General features: G+C 69.3%; 15 protein-coding genes. 6 read left to right on the top strand and 9 right to left on the bottom strand.

What is annotated here, in order from left to right; all coding sequences use genetic code 11:
- Positions 1–161: 161 nt before the first annotated feature.
- Positions 162–1,757: a short-chain fatty acyl-CoA regulator family protein gene (locus M9945_RS20420; protein WP_367945999.1), complete on the top strand. Its 1,596-nt coding sequence runs from the start codon at positions 162–164 to the stop codon at positions 1,755–1,757.
- On the opposite strand, the gene M9945_RS20415 is transcribed toward M9945_RS20420, so the two are convergent.
- Genes M9945_RS20415 through M9945_RS20405 form a run of 3 tightly spaced genes read right to left on the bottom strand, consistent with a single transcriptional unit; the run spans position 1,735 to position 4,262 of the window.
- Complete coding sequence (locus tag M9945_RS20415; protein ID WP_367945998.1) at positions 1,735–2,991, bottom strand: sensor histidine kinase; 1,257 nt, start codon at positions 2,989–2,991, stop codon at positions 1,735–1,737. The genes M9945_RS20420 and M9945_RS20415 overlap by 23 nt on opposite strands.
- 5 nt (positions 2,992–2,996) lie before the next feature.
- Entirely contained in the window at positions 2,997–3,698 is a 702-nt protein-coding gene (locus M9945_RS20410; protein ID WP_367945997.1) for a response regulator, read from the bottom strand.
- A gap of 36 nt (positions 3,699–3,734) precedes the next feature.
- Positions 3,735–4,262: a Spy/CpxP family protein refolding chaperone gene (locus M9945_RS20405; RefSeq protein ID WP_367945996.1), complete on the bottom strand. Its 528-nt coding sequence runs from the start codon at positions 4,260–4,262 to the stop codon at positions 3,735–3,737.
- Between the two features lie 187 nt (positions 4,263–4,449).
- Between M9945_RS20405 and M9945_RS20400 the strand changes: the two genes are divergently transcribed.
- The 3 genes from M9945_RS20400 to M9945_RS20390 all read left to right on the top strand — a co-directional run bounded on the left by M9945_RS20400 (position 4,450) and on the right by M9945_RS20390 (position 8,592).
- Entirely contained in the window at positions 4,450–5,580 is a 1,131-nt protein-coding gene (locus M9945_RS20400) for a zinc-dependent alcohol dehydrogenase family protein (RefSeq protein ID WP_367945995.1), read from the top strand.
- Between the two features lie 183 nt (positions 5,581–5,763).
- The gene (locus M9945_RS20395; protein ID WP_367945994.1) at positions 5,764–7,464 is read left to right on the top strand and encodes an aconitase X; all 1,701 of its coding nucleotides are present in this window, start codon (positions 5,764–5,766) and stop codon (positions 7,462–7,464) included.
- 99 nt (positions 7,465–7,563) lie between these two features.
- A complete protein-coding gene (locus tag M9945_RS20390; protein WP_367945993.1) occupies positions 7,564–8,592 on the top strand; it encodes a proline racemase family protein in 1,029 nt (342 codons plus the stop codon).
- Between the two features lie 27 nt (positions 8,593–8,619).
- Here the strand turns inward: M9945_RS20390 and M9945_RS20385 are convergent, their stop codons facing one another.
- The 6 genes from M9945_RS20385 to M9945_RS20360 form a co-directional block, all read right to left on the bottom strand.
- A complete protein-coding gene (locus M9945_RS20385) occupies positions 8,620–9,309 on the bottom strand; it encodes a GntR family transcriptional regulator (RefSeq protein ID WP_367945992.1) in 690 nt (229 codons plus the stop codon).
- 189 nt (positions 9,310–9,498) lie between these two features.
- Complete coding sequence (locus tag M9945_RS20380; RefSeq protein ID WP_367945991.1) at positions 9,499–10,518, bottom strand: Ldh family oxidoreductase; 1,020 nt, start codon at positions 10,516–10,518, stop codon at positions 9,499–9,501.
- A gap of 157 nt (positions 10,519–10,675) precedes the next feature.
- Positions 10,676–11,671 carry a TRAP transporter substrate-binding protein gene (locus M9945_RS20375; RefSeq protein ID WP_367928696.1) on the bottom strand — a complete coding sequence of 332 codons (996 nt, stop codon included), beginning with the start codon at positions 11,669–11,671 and terminating at the stop codon, positions 10,676–10,678.
- 28 nt (positions 11,672–11,699) lie between these two features.
- Positions 11,700–12,965, bottom strand: a complete 1,266-nt coding sequence (locus M9945_RS20370; protein WP_367945990.1) for a TRAP transporter large permease — start codon at positions 12,963–12,965, stop codon at positions 11,700–11,702.
- The gene (locus M9945_RS20365) at positions 12,965–13,585 is read right to left on the bottom strand and encodes a TRAP transporter small permease (RefSeq protein ID WP_367945989.1); all 621 of its coding nucleotides are present in this window, start codon (positions 13,583–13,585) and stop codon (positions 12,965–12,967) included. The genes M9945_RS20370 and M9945_RS20365 overlap by 1 nt, the downstream gene beginning before the upstream one ends.
- 390 nt (positions 13,586–13,975) lie before the next feature.
- Positions 13,976–14,875 (bottom strand): LysR family transcriptional regulator, encoded by a 900-nt coding sequence (locus tag M9945_RS20360; protein WP_367945988.1) that lies wholly within the window; start codon positions 14,873–14,875, stop codon positions 13,976–13,978.
- Positions 14,876–15,001: 126 nt separating this feature from the next.
- On the opposite strand from M9945_RS20360, the gene M9945_RS20355 reads away from it, so the two are divergent.
- Both M9945_RS20355 and M9945_RS20350 read left to right on the top strand, forming a co-directional pair.
- Positions 15,002–15,985 carry an NAD-dependent epimerase/dehydratase family protein gene (locus M9945_RS20355; RefSeq protein ID WP_367945987.1) on the top strand — a complete coding sequence of 328 codons (984 nt, stop codon included), beginning with the start codon at positions 15,002–15,004 and terminating at the stop codon, positions 15,983–15,985.
- A gap of 216 nt (positions 15,986–16,201) precedes the next feature.
- Positions 16,202–17,410 carry an efflux RND transporter periplasmic adaptor subunit gene (locus M9945_RS20350; RefSeq protein WP_367945986.1) on the top strand — a complete coding sequence of 403 codons (1,209 nt, stop codon included), beginning with the start codon at positions 16,202–16,204 and terminating at the stop codon, positions 17,408–17,410.

The raw sequence follows: 17,410 nt of genomic DNA, 5'->3' as shown, positions 1-17,410 counted from the left end.
ATCTTCTCCTCCACGCGACACGCCCTCCCGGCGGCGCGTGCAAGAGATTGGCACAAATTGTCTTATTCTCAACAATCAATTGACTAGGCATGATTTTTTTGTCAATTTCCTGAATTATGTAAAGTCTGTTTTGTCAATTATTTACACATCGACTGCTTGCCATGGCCATCCGGACACCCATCGGCGCGCGCATCAGGCGCAAGCGAAAGGCGATCGGTCTGACCCAGACCGCGCTGGCCAATGCGCTCGGCATCTCTGCGAGCTATCTCAACCTGATCGAGAACAACAAGCGCGCCATCGGCGGCGCGCTGCTGCTGCGCATCGGCGAGCGGCTCGACATCGACCTGGCGCATCTGTCGGGCGAGAACGAGCTGCGCACCATCGGCACGATCGGCGAGCTGATGGTCGATCCGGTGATGCGCGGGATCGAGATGGAGGCCGAGTCGATCCGCGACCTCGCCACGCGCTTTCCCGAGGCGGCGGCAGCGCTGACCCGGCTCTATCGCGCCTATTCCGACGCCTCCGCCAACATCGAGACGCTGCGCCACCGGCTGCGCTCCGACCCGTACCTGTCGCAGTTGCTGCACGAGACGCTGAACCGCGTCGCCGGCATCAAGTCGGGCGCGGAGATCCTCGCCACCATCCCGGACCTGACCAGCGCCCAGCGCGACCGCTTCGTCTCGACGATCAATTCCGAGATCAACGACCTCGTGCCGACGATCCGCAACCTCGTCGACTATTTCGACCAGACGACGACCGACGAGCGGCTGATCTCGCCGATGAACGAGGTCGACGACGCGATCATCGACCACAACAACCATTTCCCGGTGCTGGAGGAATTGGCCGAGGCGCTGGCGGCCGAGCTGCCGGCGCGCCGCCCGGTGCAGGAGGAAGCGCTCGCCGCGCTGCTGTCGCGCCGGTTCGGCATCGGCTTCCGACTGACCTCGGGCGCGGAGCAGAACCCGACCGATGCGGCGGAGGGAAACGTCCTCGCGATACCAGACGTGACGCCGCCATCGACGCGCATCTTCGCCATGCTGCGCACCTATGCGATGCGGGCGGCTAGCCCGGTCATCGAGGAGGTGGTCGCCTCGATCGCGCTCACCTCGGGCGAAGCGCGGCGCCTCGCCTTCCGCAGCCTGTCCTCCTATGTCGCCGGCGCGATGATGATGCCGTACGAGACGATCCTGTCGCTGGCCGAGGAGCGCCGCTACGACATCGAGTTGATCGGCACCCTCGTCGGGGCCAGCTTCGAGCAGGTGGCGCACCGGCTGGTGACGCTCAGGCGTACCGGCAGGGAGGGCGTTCCCTTCGGCTTCCTGCGCGCCGACCGCGCCGGCCGCATGACCAAGCGCTTTCCACTGCCGGGGCTGATCCTGCCGGCATCCGGCCATGGCTGCCTGCTGTGGCCGATCTACAGCGCCTTCGCCGAACGCGGCGTGGTGCGGCAGGTGTCGGTCTTTCCCGGCGGGGCGCGCTTCCTGCAGGTGGCGAAACAGGTGGTCAAGCATTCCAACGGTTTCAACCGCCTGCCGCCGACATTCTCCGTCATGCTGTCCTGCGATATGCTCCATGCCGACCGCATCGTCTACGGCCGCGACCTGACCGCCGGCGAAGCCGCGGTCGAGATCGGACCGTCCTGCATGCTGTGCCCGCGCATGAGCTGCATCCATCGCCACGAGATGCCGACCGGGTTCGACCGCGGCGACGGGATCGCCTATGGCGGGGCGGCCGTCAGTCCTGCTGCGGGAAGGTGACGACGAAGCGCGCGCCGCCGCCGGCCGGCGTCTCCTGCCGCACGCGCGCGCCGTGGCGCTCCGCGATCTGGCGCACCAGCGCCAGGCCCAGCCCCCAGCCGCCAGCCTCCTCGCTGCGGCCCGACGGGCGGTAGAACGGCTCGAACACGCGCTCGCGCTCGGCCTCGGGGATGCCCGGCCCGTGGTCGCGCACGCTGAGCTCCACGCGGCCGCCCTCGCGGCGGACTTCGACCTCGACCGGCGGCGCGCCGTGGCGCAGCGCGTTCTGGATCAGGTTGCGCGCGAGCCGCGCCAGCAGCCGCGGATTGCCGGTGACGGGCGCGGCCTCGCCCGCGACCTCGATGCCGTGACGCGCGCCTTCCTCGGCGACGAGCGCCAGCAGGTCGACCGTCTCGCTGGCGCCGATGTCGCCGACATGGTCGAGCCGGCTGGCCAGCAGGATCTCCTCGACCAGCTCATCGAGCTCGGCGAGGTTGCGGACGATCTCGGCGCGGCGTTCCTCGCTCGCTTCGGCCTCGTAGAGGTCCGCCGCGATCCGCAGCCGGGCGAGCGGCGAGCGCAGCTCGTGGCTGGCGTTGGCCAGCAGGGCGCGGTGCGAGGCGAGGAGGCTCTCGACCCGGCCGGCGGCCCGGTTGAAGCTCGTTGCCACCGCCGCCACCTCGTCGCCGCCCTCGACGGGGACGCGCAGGGCGAGGTCGCCGCCGCCCCATGCCTCGACGCCGTGGCGCAGGCGCTCGAGCCGGCTGGTCAGGTGGCGAACGACCGGCCAGGCGACGAGCCCGGTGACGCCGGCGATCAGCGCCAGCCACGCGAGCGGGTTGGGCCGCGACGGGCCGAACGGGCTTTTCGCGAAGCGGGCGACGGCGGTGCGGCCGTCATCCAGCCGCACCGTCATCAGCTTGCCGTCGCCGCCGCGCCGGCGCTCGCTTCTTTCGCCCTGCGTGGGCAACGGAACCGGCGCGCCGGCGCCGGCGATCAGGCCGCCGCTGGCGTCGTAGAGCGCGATGTCGGCGTCGAGCGCCGCCGCCAGCCGCTCGACCACGATGCGGGTTTCGGCAAGCGGGGCGTTTGCCGGCAGCATGGCGGCGACGAAGGCGTCGCGCCGCGCGCCCCAGCCGCGGTCCTCTTCGTCGTGCGACAGGCGCACGAAGGCGGCGCTGGCCAGCGCCACCACGACGAGGCTGGCGATGAGCGTCAGGTACACCTTGAGGAACAGGCTGTTGCGCAGGCGCATGATTCCTATCTTTCCTCGTCCTGACGCCGGGCGAAGACGTAGCCCGCGCCGCGCACGGTGACGATGCGGCGCGGATGCTTGGGGTCGTCCTCGATCGCCGCGCGGATGCGCGAGACGTGGACGTCGATGGAGCGGTCGAAGGCGTCGAACGCCTCGCCCCGGACCATGTCCATCAGCTGCTCGCGCGACAGGATGCGCCCGGCATTCTCGGCCAGCGCGACGAGAAGGTCGAACTGGTGGCCGGTGATGTCGCAATCGCGCCCGTCGATGCGGGCGAGGCGCGAGGCGGGGTCGATCTCCAGCCGGCCGAAGCGCAGGATGCGCTCAGCCCCGGCGGCCTGCCCGCCGCGCCGGCGCAGGACGGCGCGCAGCCGCGCCAGAAGCTCGCGCGGGCTGAAGGGTTTGGGCAGATAGTCGTCGGCCCCGAGCTCCAAACCGACGATGCGGTCCGTCTCCTCGCCCTTGGCCGTCAGCATCAGCACCGGCACGTCGCTGAAGGCGCGGATGCGCCGGCAGGCCTCGAAGCCGTCGAGGTCGGGCAGCATGATGTCGAGAATGACCGCGTCGGGCTCGCGCCGCCTGATCTCGTCGAGCCCGGCGAGCGCTGCCGGCGCCTGCCGCACGGCAAAGCCGTTGCCGGAGAGATAGTCGGACAGCATGGCGGAAAGCCTCGCGTCGTCGTCGACGATCAGGATCTCTTCCGCCATGCCGCCTGTGCTCCGCCGCGATTCAGCCGCGCGACCTTACCACCGGCGCGGGCCCTTGCGCTCGCCCAAATGCTTGGCGAGCTCGGCGCGCTGCTCCGGCGTCAGCACCTCGGCCGCGTCGAGCATCGCCGCAGTCATCTTCTTCGACGCCTCGTCGATGGCGGCGATGCGCTCGGCGCGCAGCGTCTCGGCAGCGGCGCGGTCGATGGTCGGGGCTGCCATCAGTTGCATCACGGTCTCGCGGGTGTCGCGGAACTCGCGCATCACGGGCCGGAGTTCGGCGCGGGTGTCGTCGATGATCGCCCAGATGCGGTCTTCCTGCTCGGCGGTGGCGTTGACCGCATCGAGCGCGCGGGAGAGGCCGCGCCCGGCGAAATGGCCGCCATGCTTCATGCCCGCTTCCATGACGTGGCGGCCCATGGTCTCGCCGCCGCCCATCGCCCCCGCCGCGCCGATGCCCGCCAGCGCGACGACGGCGACGCCGCCGGCGATCAGCCAGCGGCTGCGGCTCTTGTTGCCCTTCGTCGAGGTGGCGGGGTTCGCTTCGTGGTTTTCCTGTTCCATGATCCGGCTCCTTGCCTGGTGCGGCCTGATTGCCGCGATGGAGCCAGATTAGGCGGCGACTGTTTCGCGCGTTCGCCGCGAATGTGAAGAAACGTAAAGTCGGGGCCGAGTTCGTTTCGCTGTCGCGAGGGAGCCGGAAACCGCTAGAGTGGCCCGATGCAGCATTGAATCGGGGAGGGAACGAGGAATGAAGATACGCGCCGCCGTGCTGGAGGAGATCGGCCGTTCCGGCCCCTATGCGCAGACGCAGCCGCTCAGCGTCGGCGAGATCGACCTTGCGCCGCCCGAGACGGGCGAGGTGCTGGTCAGGGTGGCGGCGGCCGGGCTTTGCCACTCCGACCTTTCGGTCATCAACGGTGACCGGCCGCGCCCCGTTCCGATGGTGCTCGGCCACGAGGGCGCTGGAATTGTCGAGGAGGTGGGCGAGGGTGTCGACGACCTCGTGCCCGGCGATCACGTCATCTTCGTCTTCGTGCCGTCCTGCGGCCATTGCGGGCCGTGCCAGTCCGGCCGACCGGCGCTGTGCGAGCCGGGCGCGGCCGCGAACGGCAGGGGCGAGCTCCTGTCGGGCGGGGTGCGGCTGTCGCGCAATGGTGAGCGCGTCAGCCACATGATCGGCGTGTCGAGCTTCGCCACTCATGCGGTGATGTCGCGGCGCAGCCTGGTGAAGATCGACCGCGAGACGCCGCTGACCATCGCCGCCCTCATGGGCTGCGCCGTGCTGACGGGGGCGGGCGCGGTGTTCAACATGGGCGCGGTGGAGCCGGGCGGGCGGGCGGCCGTCGTCGGCCTCGGCGGCGTCGGCCTCGCCGCCGTGCTTGGCGCGGCCGCGGTCGGGGCGGAGACCATCGTCGCGGTCGACACGCTCGACGCAAAGCTCGAGCTGGCGCGCGACCTCGGCGCGACGCACACCTTCAACGCCACCGATCCGGACCTGACCGCCAAGGTCAAGGAGGCGACGTCGGGCGGCGTCGACGCCGCGCTCGAATTCGCCGGCTCGGCGCGGGCGCTGGAGGGCGCGTTCGCGATGACCCGGCGCGGCGGCACCACGATCTCGGCCGGGCTGACCAACCCGAAGGCCGTGCTCAACATCTCGCCGCTGACGCTGGTGGCCGAGGAGCGGACGCTGCGCGGCAGCTATCTCGGCTCGGGCGTTCCCTCGCGCGACATTCCCCGCTTCCTCGGCCTTCACCGGCGCGGCAAGCTGCCGGTCGAGAAGCTGATGACGCATCGCATCGCGCTCGACGAGGTCAATGAGGGCTTCGACCGCCTGCATGCCGGCGAGGCGATCCGGCAGGTGATCGAGTTCGATGCTTAGGTGCCCGGCAGGGGCGGCATGCTTGAATAATCCTTGCATACAGCCTGTATTTCGAGATTGATCCGCCGGGCCCGATATGGGATGCTGCGACCGTTGCCGCACCGGTGATCAGGCGACGAGGAACGGCCCGCCGTTCGCTCCGCGCCTGTCCTGCGGCGTCCCGTCGAATCCGTGAAGGAAGCCATGGCCGGTTTTGAAGCACGCAGCGTTCTCGAAGGGTCGGCCTCCGGCCCGGTCGTCGCCTCGGCGGAGGCGCTGAGCTTCTGGGGCGGGGTGGACCCGGCGACGGGGCGCGTGATCGACGTCCACCATCCCCTGCACGGCACATGCCTGACCGGCGCGATCCTGATGATGCCGACCAGCCGCGGCTCCTGCACCGGCTCGGGCGTGCTGCTCGACCTGATCCTCGGCGGCCGCGCGCCGGCGGCGCTGGTCTTCCGCGAGGCGGAGGACGTGCTGACGCTGGGCGCGCTCATCGCGGCCGAGATGTTCGGCCGGCCGCTGCCGGTGCTGCGGCTCGGCGCCGACGCCTTCGCGGCGCTGTCTCGCGCGCGCGCCGCGCGGATCGGCCCCGCCGCCATCGAGGCGGACGGGCTGTCGATCCCCGTCTCGCACCCGGCGCCCGGGGCGCTGGCGCTTGACCCGTCAGACCTCGCGATGCTCGACGGCGCCGAGGGCGTGGCGGCGGCGCAGGCGATGCGCATCGTCCGCGCCATGGCCCTCCAGCAGGGCGCGCCGCGCCTGATCGACGTGGTGCAGGGCCATATCGACGGCTGCATCTATGCCAGCCCCGCCAACCTGACCTTCGCCGAGAAGATGGCCGACATGGACGCGAAGGTCAGGGTGCCGACCACCATGAACGCCATCTCCGTCGATCACGCCAACTGGCGGGCGCAGGGCGTCGCGCCCGGCTTCGGCGACCCGGCGGCGCGGCTGGCCGATGCCTATGTGCGCATGGGCTGCCGGCCGACTTTCACCTGCGCGCCCTATCTGCTCGACAGCGCCCCGCATGCCGGCGAGGCCATCGCATGGGCCGAGTCCAACGCCGTCGTCTTCGCGAATTCCGTGCTCGGCGCGCGCACCGCCAAGCACCCGGACTTCCTCGACCTTTGCATCGCGCTGACCGGCCGCGCGCCGCTCGCCGGCGTCTATCTCGACGAGAACCGCAAGGCGGCCCGCATCCTCGATTTCGCGCTGCCGGAAAGGGTGGACGACGCCTTCTGGCCGCTGGTCGGCTACATGGCGGGCATGGCCTCGCCGGACCGCATCCCGCTTATCGCCGGGCTGGCCGCCGCCGCGCCGTCGCGCGACGATCTGAAGGCGCTGTGCGCGGCCTTCGGCACGACCTCGGCCGCGCCGATGCTGCATGTCGAGGGCGTCACTCCGGAAGCCGAAGGCGCGGCCGCCGCCGACGCCGACAGGATCGCCATCACCGCCGCCGACATGGCCGCGTCGTGGGACATGCTGAACGACGGCCCCGAGGAGGTCGAGCTCGTCGCCATCGGCAGCCCGCACGCCTCGCTGGACGAATGCCGCGCCTTCGCCGACGCGCTGGCCGGCCGCCGCCGGCACGACGGCGTCGCGGCCATCGTCACCGCCGGACACGCCATCATCGATGCTGCGCGGGCCGAGGGAACGCTGGCGCGGCTGGAGGCGAGCGGCGTCCAGGTGCTGCCCGACCTGTGCTGGTGCTCGATCCCCGAGCCGGTGTTTCCTGTCAACACCCGCGCGGTGATGACCAATTCCGGCAAGTACGCCCATTACGGGCCGGGGCTTTCCGGGCGCTCCGTGCGGCTGGGCAGCCTCGCCGACTGCACCGTCGCAACCCTGACCGGGCGCGCGCCGGTGCGCCGCCCGCATTGGCTGGAGCAGCGGGCGTTCTGACGAACGCCGTTCCCGCTGCTCCAGCTCGTTTCTTCAGTCGCATTTATGCGACGCCAGACGATCCCGTCTGACTGCAAAATGCTTTAGCGTGAGGACAAGATGCGAAGCTCCAAGACCATCCATGTGATTTCCGCCCATGCCGAAGGCGAGGTCGGCGACGTCATCGTCGGCGGTGTGACGCCGCCGCCGGGCGAGACGCTGTGGGAGCAGACCAACTGGCTGATGCAGGACAAGGTGCTGCGCAACTTCGTCCTGAACGAGCCGCGCGGCGGCGTCTTCCGCCACGTCAATTTCCTCGTGCCGCCGAAGCACCCCGAGGCCGACGCCGGCTTCCTCATCCTCGAGCCGGAATACAACCCGCCGATGTCGGGCTCGAACTCGATCTGCGTTTCCACCGTGCTGCTCGATTCCGGCATCGTGCCCATGCAGGAGCCGGAAACGCGGCTGACGCTCGAAGCGCCGGGCGGACTGGTCCGGGTGCGCGCCGAATGCCGCGACGGCAAGGCCGAACGCATCTTCGTTGAGAACCTGCCGAGCTTCGCCGCCGAGCTCGACGCCACGCTGGAGGTCGAAGGGCTGGGCACGCTCGCCATCGACACCGCCTATGGCGGCGATAGCTTCGTCATCGTCGACGCCGAGGCGCTGGGATTGAAGCTCGGCGCCGACGAGGCGCACGACATCGCCCGGCTCGGCGTGCGCATCGCTGCCGCGGCGAACGAGCAGAAGCGCTTCCACCATCCGGAGAACCCGGACTGGACGCATTTCTCGTTCTGCATGTTCGCCGGCAAGGTCGAGCGCGAGGGCAACCAGTTGCGCGCCGGCTCGGCGGTGACGGTCCAGCCGGGCAAGATCGACCGCTCGCCCACCGGCACCGCGCTCTCTGCGCGCATGGCCGTGCTTTACGCGCGCGGTCAGATGGGCCTCGACGACACGCTGACCACGGTCTCGGTGATCGGCTCGACCTTCCGCGGCTGCATCGCCGGCACGACCAGCGTCGGCAGCATTCCGGCCATCGTGCCCGAGATCTCGGGCCGCGCCTGGATCACCGGCATCCACCAGCACATGCTCGACCCGTCCGACCCGTGGCCGGAAGGCTACCGCGTCAGCGACACGTGGGGCGTTCGCTAGGATAATTGGAAAGGGCGGCGGGCGCTTCTACTGTGCCCGTCTGGCGCGGACCAGCCCCAGCAGCCCGCTGCGGATATGGTCGAGATGCTCGCGCAGCAGTTCGGTCGCCTCGGCGAACTTCCCTTCCTCGCAGAGCCGCAGGATGGCCGAGTGCTCGGCCACCGCCCGCTCGCGGTCGCCCTCGATGTTGATGAGCTGGATGCGGGTGTGGATGTCGCACTCGATCAGCAGGTTCTGCACCGTGCTGGCGATGCGCGGGCTGTCGGCATGCTGGTAGAGCATCATGTGGAACTGCTTGTTCAGGTCGTTCCACTCGGCGATGTCGTCATTGTCGAGCGCGTCGCGATACTGGTTCTGGATAACCCAGAGCCTGACGAAGGTCTCCTCGGAGATATGCGGGGCCGAGCGCGCCAGCAGGTAGGGCTCGAGCAGCATGCGCATGTTGAAAAGCTCCTCGACCTCGTCGAAGGTCAGCTCGGCGACGATGGCGCCGCGATGCGGCAGCACCTTGATCAGCCCCTCCTTCTCGAGGATCAGCAGCGCCTCGCGCACCGGGATGCGGCTCATGCCGAACTCGCGGGCGAGGATGTCCTGCTTGAGCTGCAGGCCCGGCGGATAGGTCTCGTTGAGGATACGCTTGCGGATTTCCTCGGCGGCAGCAGACGCCATGGTCTTGTGCTTCATGTTCTTGCCGACGAGGATCGCATCCTGTTTCATCTGTCGTTCAATCTCGTATTCGTCGCACGACGCGGCCTGTGGCGAGGGTATTCCACGATCCTGCGCCGCCGGCAACGACGGGGCCACCGGCGATTTGCCGCGCCCTCGCGTGGGCAAGACTCGCCGACGAGGCTGAATGCGCCCGTGCATCCCTTTTGTCGAGGCCGCTTGTCGGGCTGCTCGCCGGGATCATGCGTCAATCCCGTTCAGCAGGGCTTCGACCTCGGCGACGAGGCCCGCCGGCACGGCGACACCCTCGTGCCGGGTGCGGGCGCGCGCGGCGTGGCGGCGCGCGGAGGGAAGGCGCAAGCCCGGCTGCGCGCCCGCCTCGGCGAAGAAGGCTTCGGCCTCGCTCGTCCAGCCATCCCCGGGCGCGAGGCGCTGCGGGTCGATGGCGATGAAGAGTTCACCGCCGGGCGGCGGGCCGCCGTCGTGGATGTCCATTTCTGCCACGCGGCTGCTGGTCGCCTCGCCGATCAGCGGGCCGGCGATCAGCTCGACCATCATCGACAGGGCCGAGCCCTTGTGCCCGCCGAAGGGCAGCAGCGCGCCGGCGAGCGCCGCCGCCGGATCGGTGGTCGGCGCGCCGTCGGGGCCGAGCGCCCAGCCGTCCGGCAGGCGCTCGCCGGCGAGGCGCTTCAGCTCGACCTCGCCGCGCGCCGCGGCGCTGGTGGCGAAATCGAAGATGAAGGGCTCCCGGCCGGGGCGGGGCCAGCCGAAGGCGACGGGGTTGGTGCCCATCAGCCGCCGCGTGCCGCCATGCGGCGCGACGCTCGACTGGCCGACGACGAAGGCCCATGCGACGAGGCCGGCGTCGGTGAGCGGCTCGAGGTCGGCCCACAGCGCGGAAAAATGGTGGCAGTGGGTGAGCGCCATGGCGGCGATGCCGTTGGCGCGGGCCGCCTCGATCAGGCCGGGCCGGCCGGCCTCGGCGGCGGCGGGAGCGAAGCCACCGTCGCCGTCGACGCGGATGATGCCGGACGTCACCGTCTCGACCCGCGGGACGGCGTCGGGCCTGACCCGGCCGCTGCGCAGGGGGGCGACATAGCCCGGCAGGCGATAAAGCCCGTGCGAGCGGCAGGCGTCGGCCTCGGCGGCGATGACGATGCGGGCGATCGGTTCCGTCTGGAGCGCACTCAGGCCATGCCGTTCGAGAACGCGGCGCGTCAGGCTGCCGATCTCGTCGAGGGTCATGACGATTTCGCTCACGGCGACGTCCTCGCAGGGCGTTGGTAGGCAGGCATGGCCGCGGGGCGGATCAGAGGCGCGCGCCCCGCGTCGGTGTTTGCGGCGTATGGCGGTATATGCTGCCAGTTCGCGGGGATGTGCGGGAACGCCTCCCCGCACATCGTCTCCAGCGTTCGGGCTAGAGCTCGGCGCCGATCTTGCGCAGCTCGGCGATGACCGGAGCCTTGGGCAGCCAGATCTTGTCGAAGGCCTCGATGCTGGCCTCCTTGTCTGCCTGCGGGACCTCGTGCATGGCGATGCCGGTCTCGCGGAACTTCTCGATCAGGCCCGGCTCCTCGCTGGCGAGGCTGTCGATCTGCTCGTCGAGCACGGTCTTGACCGAAGCCGAGATCAGCTCCTTGTCGGCGTCAGGCATCCCGGCCCAGACGCGGCCGGAGGCGATGGCAGCGGCCGGCATGAACAGCGCGTTCATCTGCAGGATCGACTTCGCCACCTTGTCGAAACGCTGGTTCCACGAGAACTCGATGTCGGCCTCGAGCCCGTCGACCTGGCCGTTCGACATGGCGTCGAACACCTGCGGGGTGGGGATCGGCGTCGGCGCGGCGCCGAGGTTCTGGTAGAAGTCGCGGTAGACCGGGGTCGGGTTGATGCGCAGCTTCATGCCGTTGAGGCCGGCGACGGAATCGATCGGCTTGGCCGAGAACACGGCGCGCATGCCGGTGATGAGCCAGCCGAGGCCAACGGTGCCGGTCTCGGCCGGCAGCACGTCGAGAAGTTCCAGCACCTGCGGCGTGCGCACGAACTTGGCCACCGCCTCGGTCGAGTTGACGAGGTAGGGCGCGTTGATCGCCGCGATGTGGTCGACGCGCGAGCCGAGTTCGGCGGCCTGGATGATGCCCATGTCGAGCGCGCCCGACTGGAGCTGCTGCATCATCGCCGGCTCGTTGCCGAGCTGGCCGGAATGGAACACGGTCATGGTCAGGCGGCCGTCGGTCTGTTCCTTGAGCACGTCGGCGAGGCGCAGCGCCGCGTCGTTCCAGGAATGGCCGACCGGGGTGATCAGGCCGAGGCGCAGCTCGCGCGCCTGGGCGCGGGAAACGGCCGGCATGGCGAGCGGCAGCAGCGCGCCGGCGGCGCCGGCGGCAAGGAAATGGCGGCGGGAAAGCTTTGTCATTCTCGGTTCTCCTCTTGAAGGTTCAGGGTCAGTCGATCAGCGCCAGCGACAGGCTCGGGAAGATCGAAAGCAGTATGAGCAGGACGCAGGTGATGAGGAAGAAGGGCATCGTCACCAGGAACATCTTGCCGGGTTTCGCCCCGGTGACGGCGGCGGCGATGAAGAAGCACAGGCCGACCGGCGGCGACAAAAGCCCCAGCACCAGATTGATGACCACGACGACGCCGAAATGGTGCGGGTCGATGCCGTAGACATCGGTGGCGATGGGCAGCAGGATCGGCACCGTCATGATCAGGCCGGGAATGCCGTCGATGACCGTGCCGATGACCAGCAGGATGACGTTGGCGAGCAGCATGAACTCGATCGGAGAGCTGGCCACGGTCTGGATCCAGGCGGCGACCTCCTGCGGCACGCGGCCGAAGATCAGGATCCACGACAGGACGCCGGCGGCGACGACGAGGAACAGCACGATCGCCGAATAGAGCCCGGCACGGATCATGATGTCGGGAATCTGCGAGAAGGAGAGCTGCTTGGTCCAGTAGCGGCCGATCAGCAGCGCGATGACCGCGCCGACGGCCGCCGCCTCGGTGGCGCTGGCCAGCCCGCTGAAGATCGAGCCGATGATGACGAGCGGGATCGTCAAAGTCGGCAGCGCATTCCAGATCGTCGCCGCACGCTGGCGCAGCGTCTGCTTCTCGCTCCTGGGGAACTGGTGGACATAGCCGAGCACGGCGATGACGCCGCAGAACAGCGCGGTGAGCGCGAGGCCGGGCAGGATACCGGCGAGCAGCATGTCGCTGACCGAAAGCTGGGCGAGGACGCTGTAGACGACGAACATCACCGAGGGCGGCATGATCGGGCCGAGCATGCCGCCATAGGCGGTGAGGCCGGCGGCGAAGTTCTTGTCGTAGCCCTTGCGCTCCATCTCCGGCACCATGATCTGCGACATGATCGCGACCTGCGCCGTGGCCGAGCCGAGGATCGAGGCGACGAACATGTTGGCGATGACGTTGACGTAGGCGAGGCCGGCGCGCAGCGAGCCGATGAACGACATGGCCATGTCGACGATGCGCCTGGTGATGCCGCCGACGTTCATGATCTCGCCGATCAGGATGAACAGAGGGATGGCGATCAGGCCGTAGCTGTCGACCGCGTTGAACATCTGGAGCGGGTAGCTCTGGAACAGGATCGGGTTGCCAGAGGCGACCACGAAGACGATGGCCGCGATGCACAGGCACAGGCCGATCGGCACGCCGACCAGCATCACGAGAACGAAGGCACCGGTTGTCAGCATCAGTTCACCGCCCCCTCGGCGTTGATGGTCAGGTCGCGGGTGACGGGCCGGACGCGGCCGGCGTCCTCCATGAGGTTGGCGAGGCCGTGAATGGTGATGGAGACGGCGAAGACCGGCAGGATCATGTAGAGCACCCAGGTCGGCCAGTTCAGCGTCTGGGTTCGCTCGGTGTAGACGAAGTTGAAGGTGCCGGCCGCATACTCCTTGGCGTTGAAGCCGGCCTTCATGATGCCGACCGGATCGAGCCACAGCCAGCACATCACCGCAATCGAGACGCCGAACAGCACGACCATCAGCGTCGCCACGACGCGGGTGACCGCCGCCGTGCGCTCGGAAAGCCGCTCCGTCAGCATGGTCACGGCGAAGTCGAGGCGCAGCCGCGTCATCACCGACGCGCCGAAGAAGGTCAGCCACACCATGCAATAGACGGCGAATTCGTCGATCCAGTAGATCGGCCGGCCCGTATAGCGCGTCACGACGTTGAGAAGGATCGCCCCGGTCAGCATGAACATCAGGAAGGCGACGATGCGCCGCTCCACGACGAGGAGCTTTTCCGAAAGCCAGACGATCCCGCGCCACAGGGCAAACGGTTTCGGTTCCGCGGTCACGGCTTGCTGCATGCCAGTCCCCCTGTCCTCGTCGCCCTTGTTGACGATGCCTTCGACGGCGCCTGTCGGGCTGCTTGCTTGGCCGGCTTCTTGATCTGAGGTGTATTGTATAAAATCTACGATGTCAATCCGAATGGTCCGGCGGATTGGTACGCGGTTGCGGATTTGCTGTTGCGTCCAGAATTTTTACCGCTCGAGAGCAGCTTGAGCAGCATCGTTTTCCACAGTCGAGACCGAAGATGGAAAATCGGACTTTTCAGGTTTTTCAATTGGTTGGCGAAAGCGGAATTTTACCGGGGATCACCTTGCGCGGAGAGGCGGCAATTGCCGCTCCTCCCGGCGCGGGTGCGTCGTTTGCTTGCGTCATCCGGTGGGAACTCTCATGCTGTGCTGGTGCCGATCTCAGCGGCCCGTCTTCCCGCCCATTTCGGCGAAGGAGGCGACGAGCGTGTCGAACACCGCGCGTATCCTCGGAACCCGCCGCAGGTTCTCATGCGCGACGATCCAGGTGTCGAGCGTGTCGATGACGAGGTCGGGCAGGACGCGGCGCAGGCGCGGGTCGCGCTCGCCCGCGGGAACCTGGATCACGGCGATGCCGAGCCCGGCGCGCGCGGCGGCGATCTGGGCCGGGTGGCTGTCGGTGCGGATGACGAGGCGGTCGCGGCGGAACATCGCGCCGAACCTTTCCGCCAGCGCGAGATCGCTGCGGTTGCGGTCCGGTCCGATCAGGTCGTGGCGGGCGAGGTCGTCCGGCACCTGCGGCATGCCGCGCCCGTCGAGATAATCGACCGAGGCGAACAGGCCGAGCGGGATCGCCGCCACCTTCTTTGCCACCAGCGCCCCTTGCGCCGGCGCGATCATCCTCACCGCGACGTCGACCTCCTGCGAGATGAGGTCCGCCGGGGCGTTGCTGAGGACGAGCTCGACGCGGATGGCGGGAAAGGTGGCGCGCAGCCGCGCCAGCATCGGCGGGATCACCTCGATGCCCATGAACTCCGGCACGCTGACGCGCACGATGCCGGCGGCCTCGTCCGGCGCGGCGACGGCCTGGCGGATGAACTGCTCGGAGGCGAGCGCCATCCGGTGCGCGGGGTCGTGCAGTGCCCGCGCGGCGTCGGTCGGGGTCAGGCCGTTGACCGAGCGCGTGAACAGCGTCGCGCCGAGCGCGGCTTCGAGCGCCTCGACGCGGCTGCGCACCGTGGCGTGCGAGACGCCCAGCCGCCGCGCCGCGCCGGCAAGGCTGCCTTCCTCCAACACGGCGAGAAAAGCGCGCTGGCCATCCCACGAGATCGCTCTGCTCATAGATTATCTCCTAGCAGATAGGGGAATTCTTGCAATTTCCTTGCAAGCGGTGCGGGTGCAGGGTGAGGCCATGGACCGGCGACGCCGGTTTGCGATCACCCTTTCGGAACCGCAAGGAGATGCCCGATGGAGAGCGAGAGACTGGCCCTTGTCCTTGGCGCGAGCGGCGGGGTCGGCGGCGCCATCACTGACGCCCTGCTGCGCCACGGCTGGACGGTGCGCGCCATGGCGCGCGATGTCGAGAAGGCACGCCGGGAAAACCCGGCGGCGCTGGAATGGGTGGCGGGCGACGCGATGAACCGCGACGACGTCATGCGCGCCGCGTCGGGCGTGCGGGCCATCGTCCATGCCGTCAACCCGCCCGGCTACCGCAACTGGCAGACGCTGGTCCTGCCGATGATCGACAATACGATCGCCGCGGCCCGCGCGGCGAATCCCGGCGGCAGGGCCGCGCGCGTGGTGCTGCCCGGCACCGTCTACAATTACGATCCGGCGCGCGCGCCGCTCGTCGACGAGACGACGCCGCAGGAGCCGACGAGCCGCAAGGGCGCGGTCCGGGTCGAGCTCGAGCGGCGTCTGGAGCGCGCCGCGCCCGAGGTGCCCTCGCTCATCCTGCGCGCCGGGGATTTCTTCGGTCCCGGCGCGCGCTCGAGCTGGTTCACGCAGGCGATGATCGCGCGCGGCAGGCCGGTGCGGCGGATCGTGCGGCTGACGCGCGGCGGCGGCCATAGCTGGGCCTATCTTCCCGACCTCGCCGAGGCCTTCGCGCGACTGATGGACGCTGAGGAGCGGCTCGCGCCGTTCGAGCGCCTCCAGTTCGAGGGGCTCTACGACGAGACCGGCACGATGCTGACCGACGCCCTGCGCCGCGCCGCCGGGCGCGATCTGCCGGAATGGCGCTTTCCGTGGTGGCTGATGCGGCTGCTCTCGCCGTTCGGCGGCTTCCCGCGCGAGGCGGCGGAGATCGCCCCGTTCTGGCACTATCCCATGCGCTTCGACAACAGCAGGCTCGTCAGCCTGATCGGTTCCGAGCCGCGCACCGATCTCGATGTGGCGGTCAGGCAAGCCCTTGTTTATATGGGATGCCTCGAATCGGGCGGGCCGACATGATGCGACCATGTTTGCGCCTATAAGGCGCGCTGGCGCTTTCCGGTCGCAGGGCCGCTTCGGCGAGGCCTGCGGGGGAGGACGGTTCGCCGCACCGCTTCACCCGTGCCTGCCGGGGTGGCACCGCCTATCTGAGGCTGGTTGCTTCCCGACCGACAGGCCGACAGGAGAAAGACATGCGCATCGGATCGTCCATCGTCGGGTCGGGAAACGCAGGGCGTGGGTAGGCTCTTGCGGATCCTCGCGGCGCTCGTCGCGCTCGCCCTCGCCGCCGCCGGCGGCTACTATGCCTGGCAGCACTTCTTCGCCGTCCAGCCTCCCACGCTGCTGACCGCAACGGTCGCGCGCGGCGACGTCGAGGAGACGGTGCTGGCGAGCGGCATCCTCAAGCCGTCGCGGCTGGTGGCGGTCGGTGCGCAGGTGTCCGGCCGCATCACCTCCGTCGGGGTCTCGCTCGGCCAGAGGGGCAAGGCCGGCGACCTGATCGCCGAGATCGATTCGGTGTCACAGGAGAACGCGCTGAAGATCGCCGAGGCCGCGCTCGCCAGCACGCAGGCGCAGAAGCGCGAGCGCGAGGCGACGCTGGCGCTCAACGAGCAGTCGCTGGAGCGCTACCGCCAGATGCTGGCGCGCCGGGCCGTCTCGCAGGCCGAGTATGACAGCGTGGCCGCCGCCGTCGCCGTCACGCGGGCGCAGATCGACGCGCTCGACGCCCAGATCGCGCAGGGCGAGGTCGGCATCCGCACGGCCCAAGCCAATCTCGATTACACCCGCATCACCGCCCCCATCGACGGTACCGTCCTGTCGATCGTCAGCCAGGAGGGGCAGACGGTCAACGCCAACCAGTCGACGCCGACCATCGTCATCCTCGGCCAGCTCGACACCATGACCGTGCAGGCCGAGATATCCGAGGCCGACATCGTCAAGGTGCGCGAGGGGCAGGACCTCTGGTTCACCATCCTCGGCGAGCCGCAGACGCGCTACGAGGCGGTGCTGCAATCCATCGAGCCGGCGCCGGAATCGGTGCGTTCCGACAGCTCGATCGCGGCGACCGCGACGTCGTCCTCGTCCTCGACCTCGGCGATCTACTACAACGGCATCTTCGACGTGCCGAACCCGGACGGGCGCCTGCGCACCTACATGACGGCGCAGGTCAACATCGTCCTCGGCCGCGTGCAGGGCGTCCTGACCATACCCGCCGCCGCGCTCGGCCAGCGCGACGGCGAAGGGCTTCACAGCGTGCGGGTGCTGGAGCCCGGCGGGCTGGTGGCGCGGCGCAAGGTCAGGATCGGGCTGAACGACAAGGTCACGGCCGAGGTGCTCGAGGGCCTTTCCGAAGGCGACACGGTCGTCACCGGGCAGGCCGCCGAGGGGCGCGCGTCCGGCGGCGGCGGTTCGGGCCGCCGCTTCGGGCCGATGGGTTTCTGA

Origin of the sequence: Aquamicrobium sp. (assembly GCF_023954335.1) — a bacterium.
Taxonomy (GTDB): domain Bacteria; phylum Pseudomonadota; class Alphaproteobacteria; order Rhizobiales; family Rhizobiaceae; genus Aerobium.
The sequence above is the reverse complement of the archived record's forward strand: the minus strand, read 5'-3'. Positions and strand labels throughout refer to the sequence as shown.

Excerpts from the sequence above, each read along its gene's own strand:
- M9945_RS20390 (WP_367945993.1), top strand. The coding sequence starts at position 7,564 with ATGCGAAGCTCCAAGACCATCCATGTGATTTCCGCCCATGCCGAAGGC.
- M9945_RS20410 (WP_367945997.1), bottom strand. The coding sequence starts at position 3,698 with ATGGCGGAAGAGATCCTGATCGTCGACGACGACGCGAGGCTTTCCGCC.
- M9945_RS20360 (WP_367945988.1), bottom strand. The coding sequence starts at position 14,875 with ATGAGCAGAGCGATCTCGTGGGATGGCCAGCGCGCTTTTCTCGCCGTG.
- M9945_RS20405 (WP_367945996.1), bottom strand. The coding sequence starts at position 4,262 with ATGGAACAGGAAAACCACGAAGCGAACCCCGCCACCTCGACGAAGGGC.
- M9945_RS20365 (WP_367945989.1), bottom strand. The coding sequence starts at position 13,585 with ATGCAGCAAGCCGTGACCGCGGAACCGAAACCGTTTGCCCTGTGGCGC.
- M9945_RS20375 (WP_367928696.1), bottom strand. The coding sequence starts at position 11,671 with ATGACAAAGCTTTCCCGCCGCCATTTCCTTGCCGCCGGCGCCGCCGGC.
- M9945_RS20370 (WP_367945990.1), bottom strand. The coding sequence starts at position 12,965 with ATGCTGACAACCGGTGCCTTCGTTCTCGTGATGCTGGTCGGCGTGCCG.
- M9945_RS20420 (WP_367945999.1), top strand. The coding sequence starts at position 162 with ATGGCCATCCGGACACCCATCGGCGCGCGCATCAGGCGCAAGCGAAAG.
- M9945_RS20355 (WP_367945987.1), top strand. The coding sequence starts at position 15,002 with ATGGAGAGCGAGAGACTGGCCCTTGTCCTTGGCGCGAGCGGCGGGGTC.
- M9945_RS20415 (WP_367945998.1), bottom strand. The coding sequence starts at position 2,991 with ATGCGCCTGCGCAACAGCCTGTTCCTCAAGGTGTACCTGACGCTCATC.
- M9945_RS20400 (WP_367945995.1), top strand. The coding sequence starts at position 4,450 with ATGAAGATACGCGCCGCCGTGCTGGAGGAGATCGGCCGTTCCGGCCCC.
- M9945_RS20385 (WP_367945992.1), bottom strand. The coding sequence starts at position 9,309 with ATGAAACAGGATGCGATCCTCGTCGGCAAGAACATGAAGCACAAGACC.
- M9945_RS20395 (WP_367945994.1), top strand. The coding sequence starts at position 5,764 with ATGGCCGGTTTTGAAGCACGCAGCGTTCTCGAAGGGTCGGCCTCCGGC.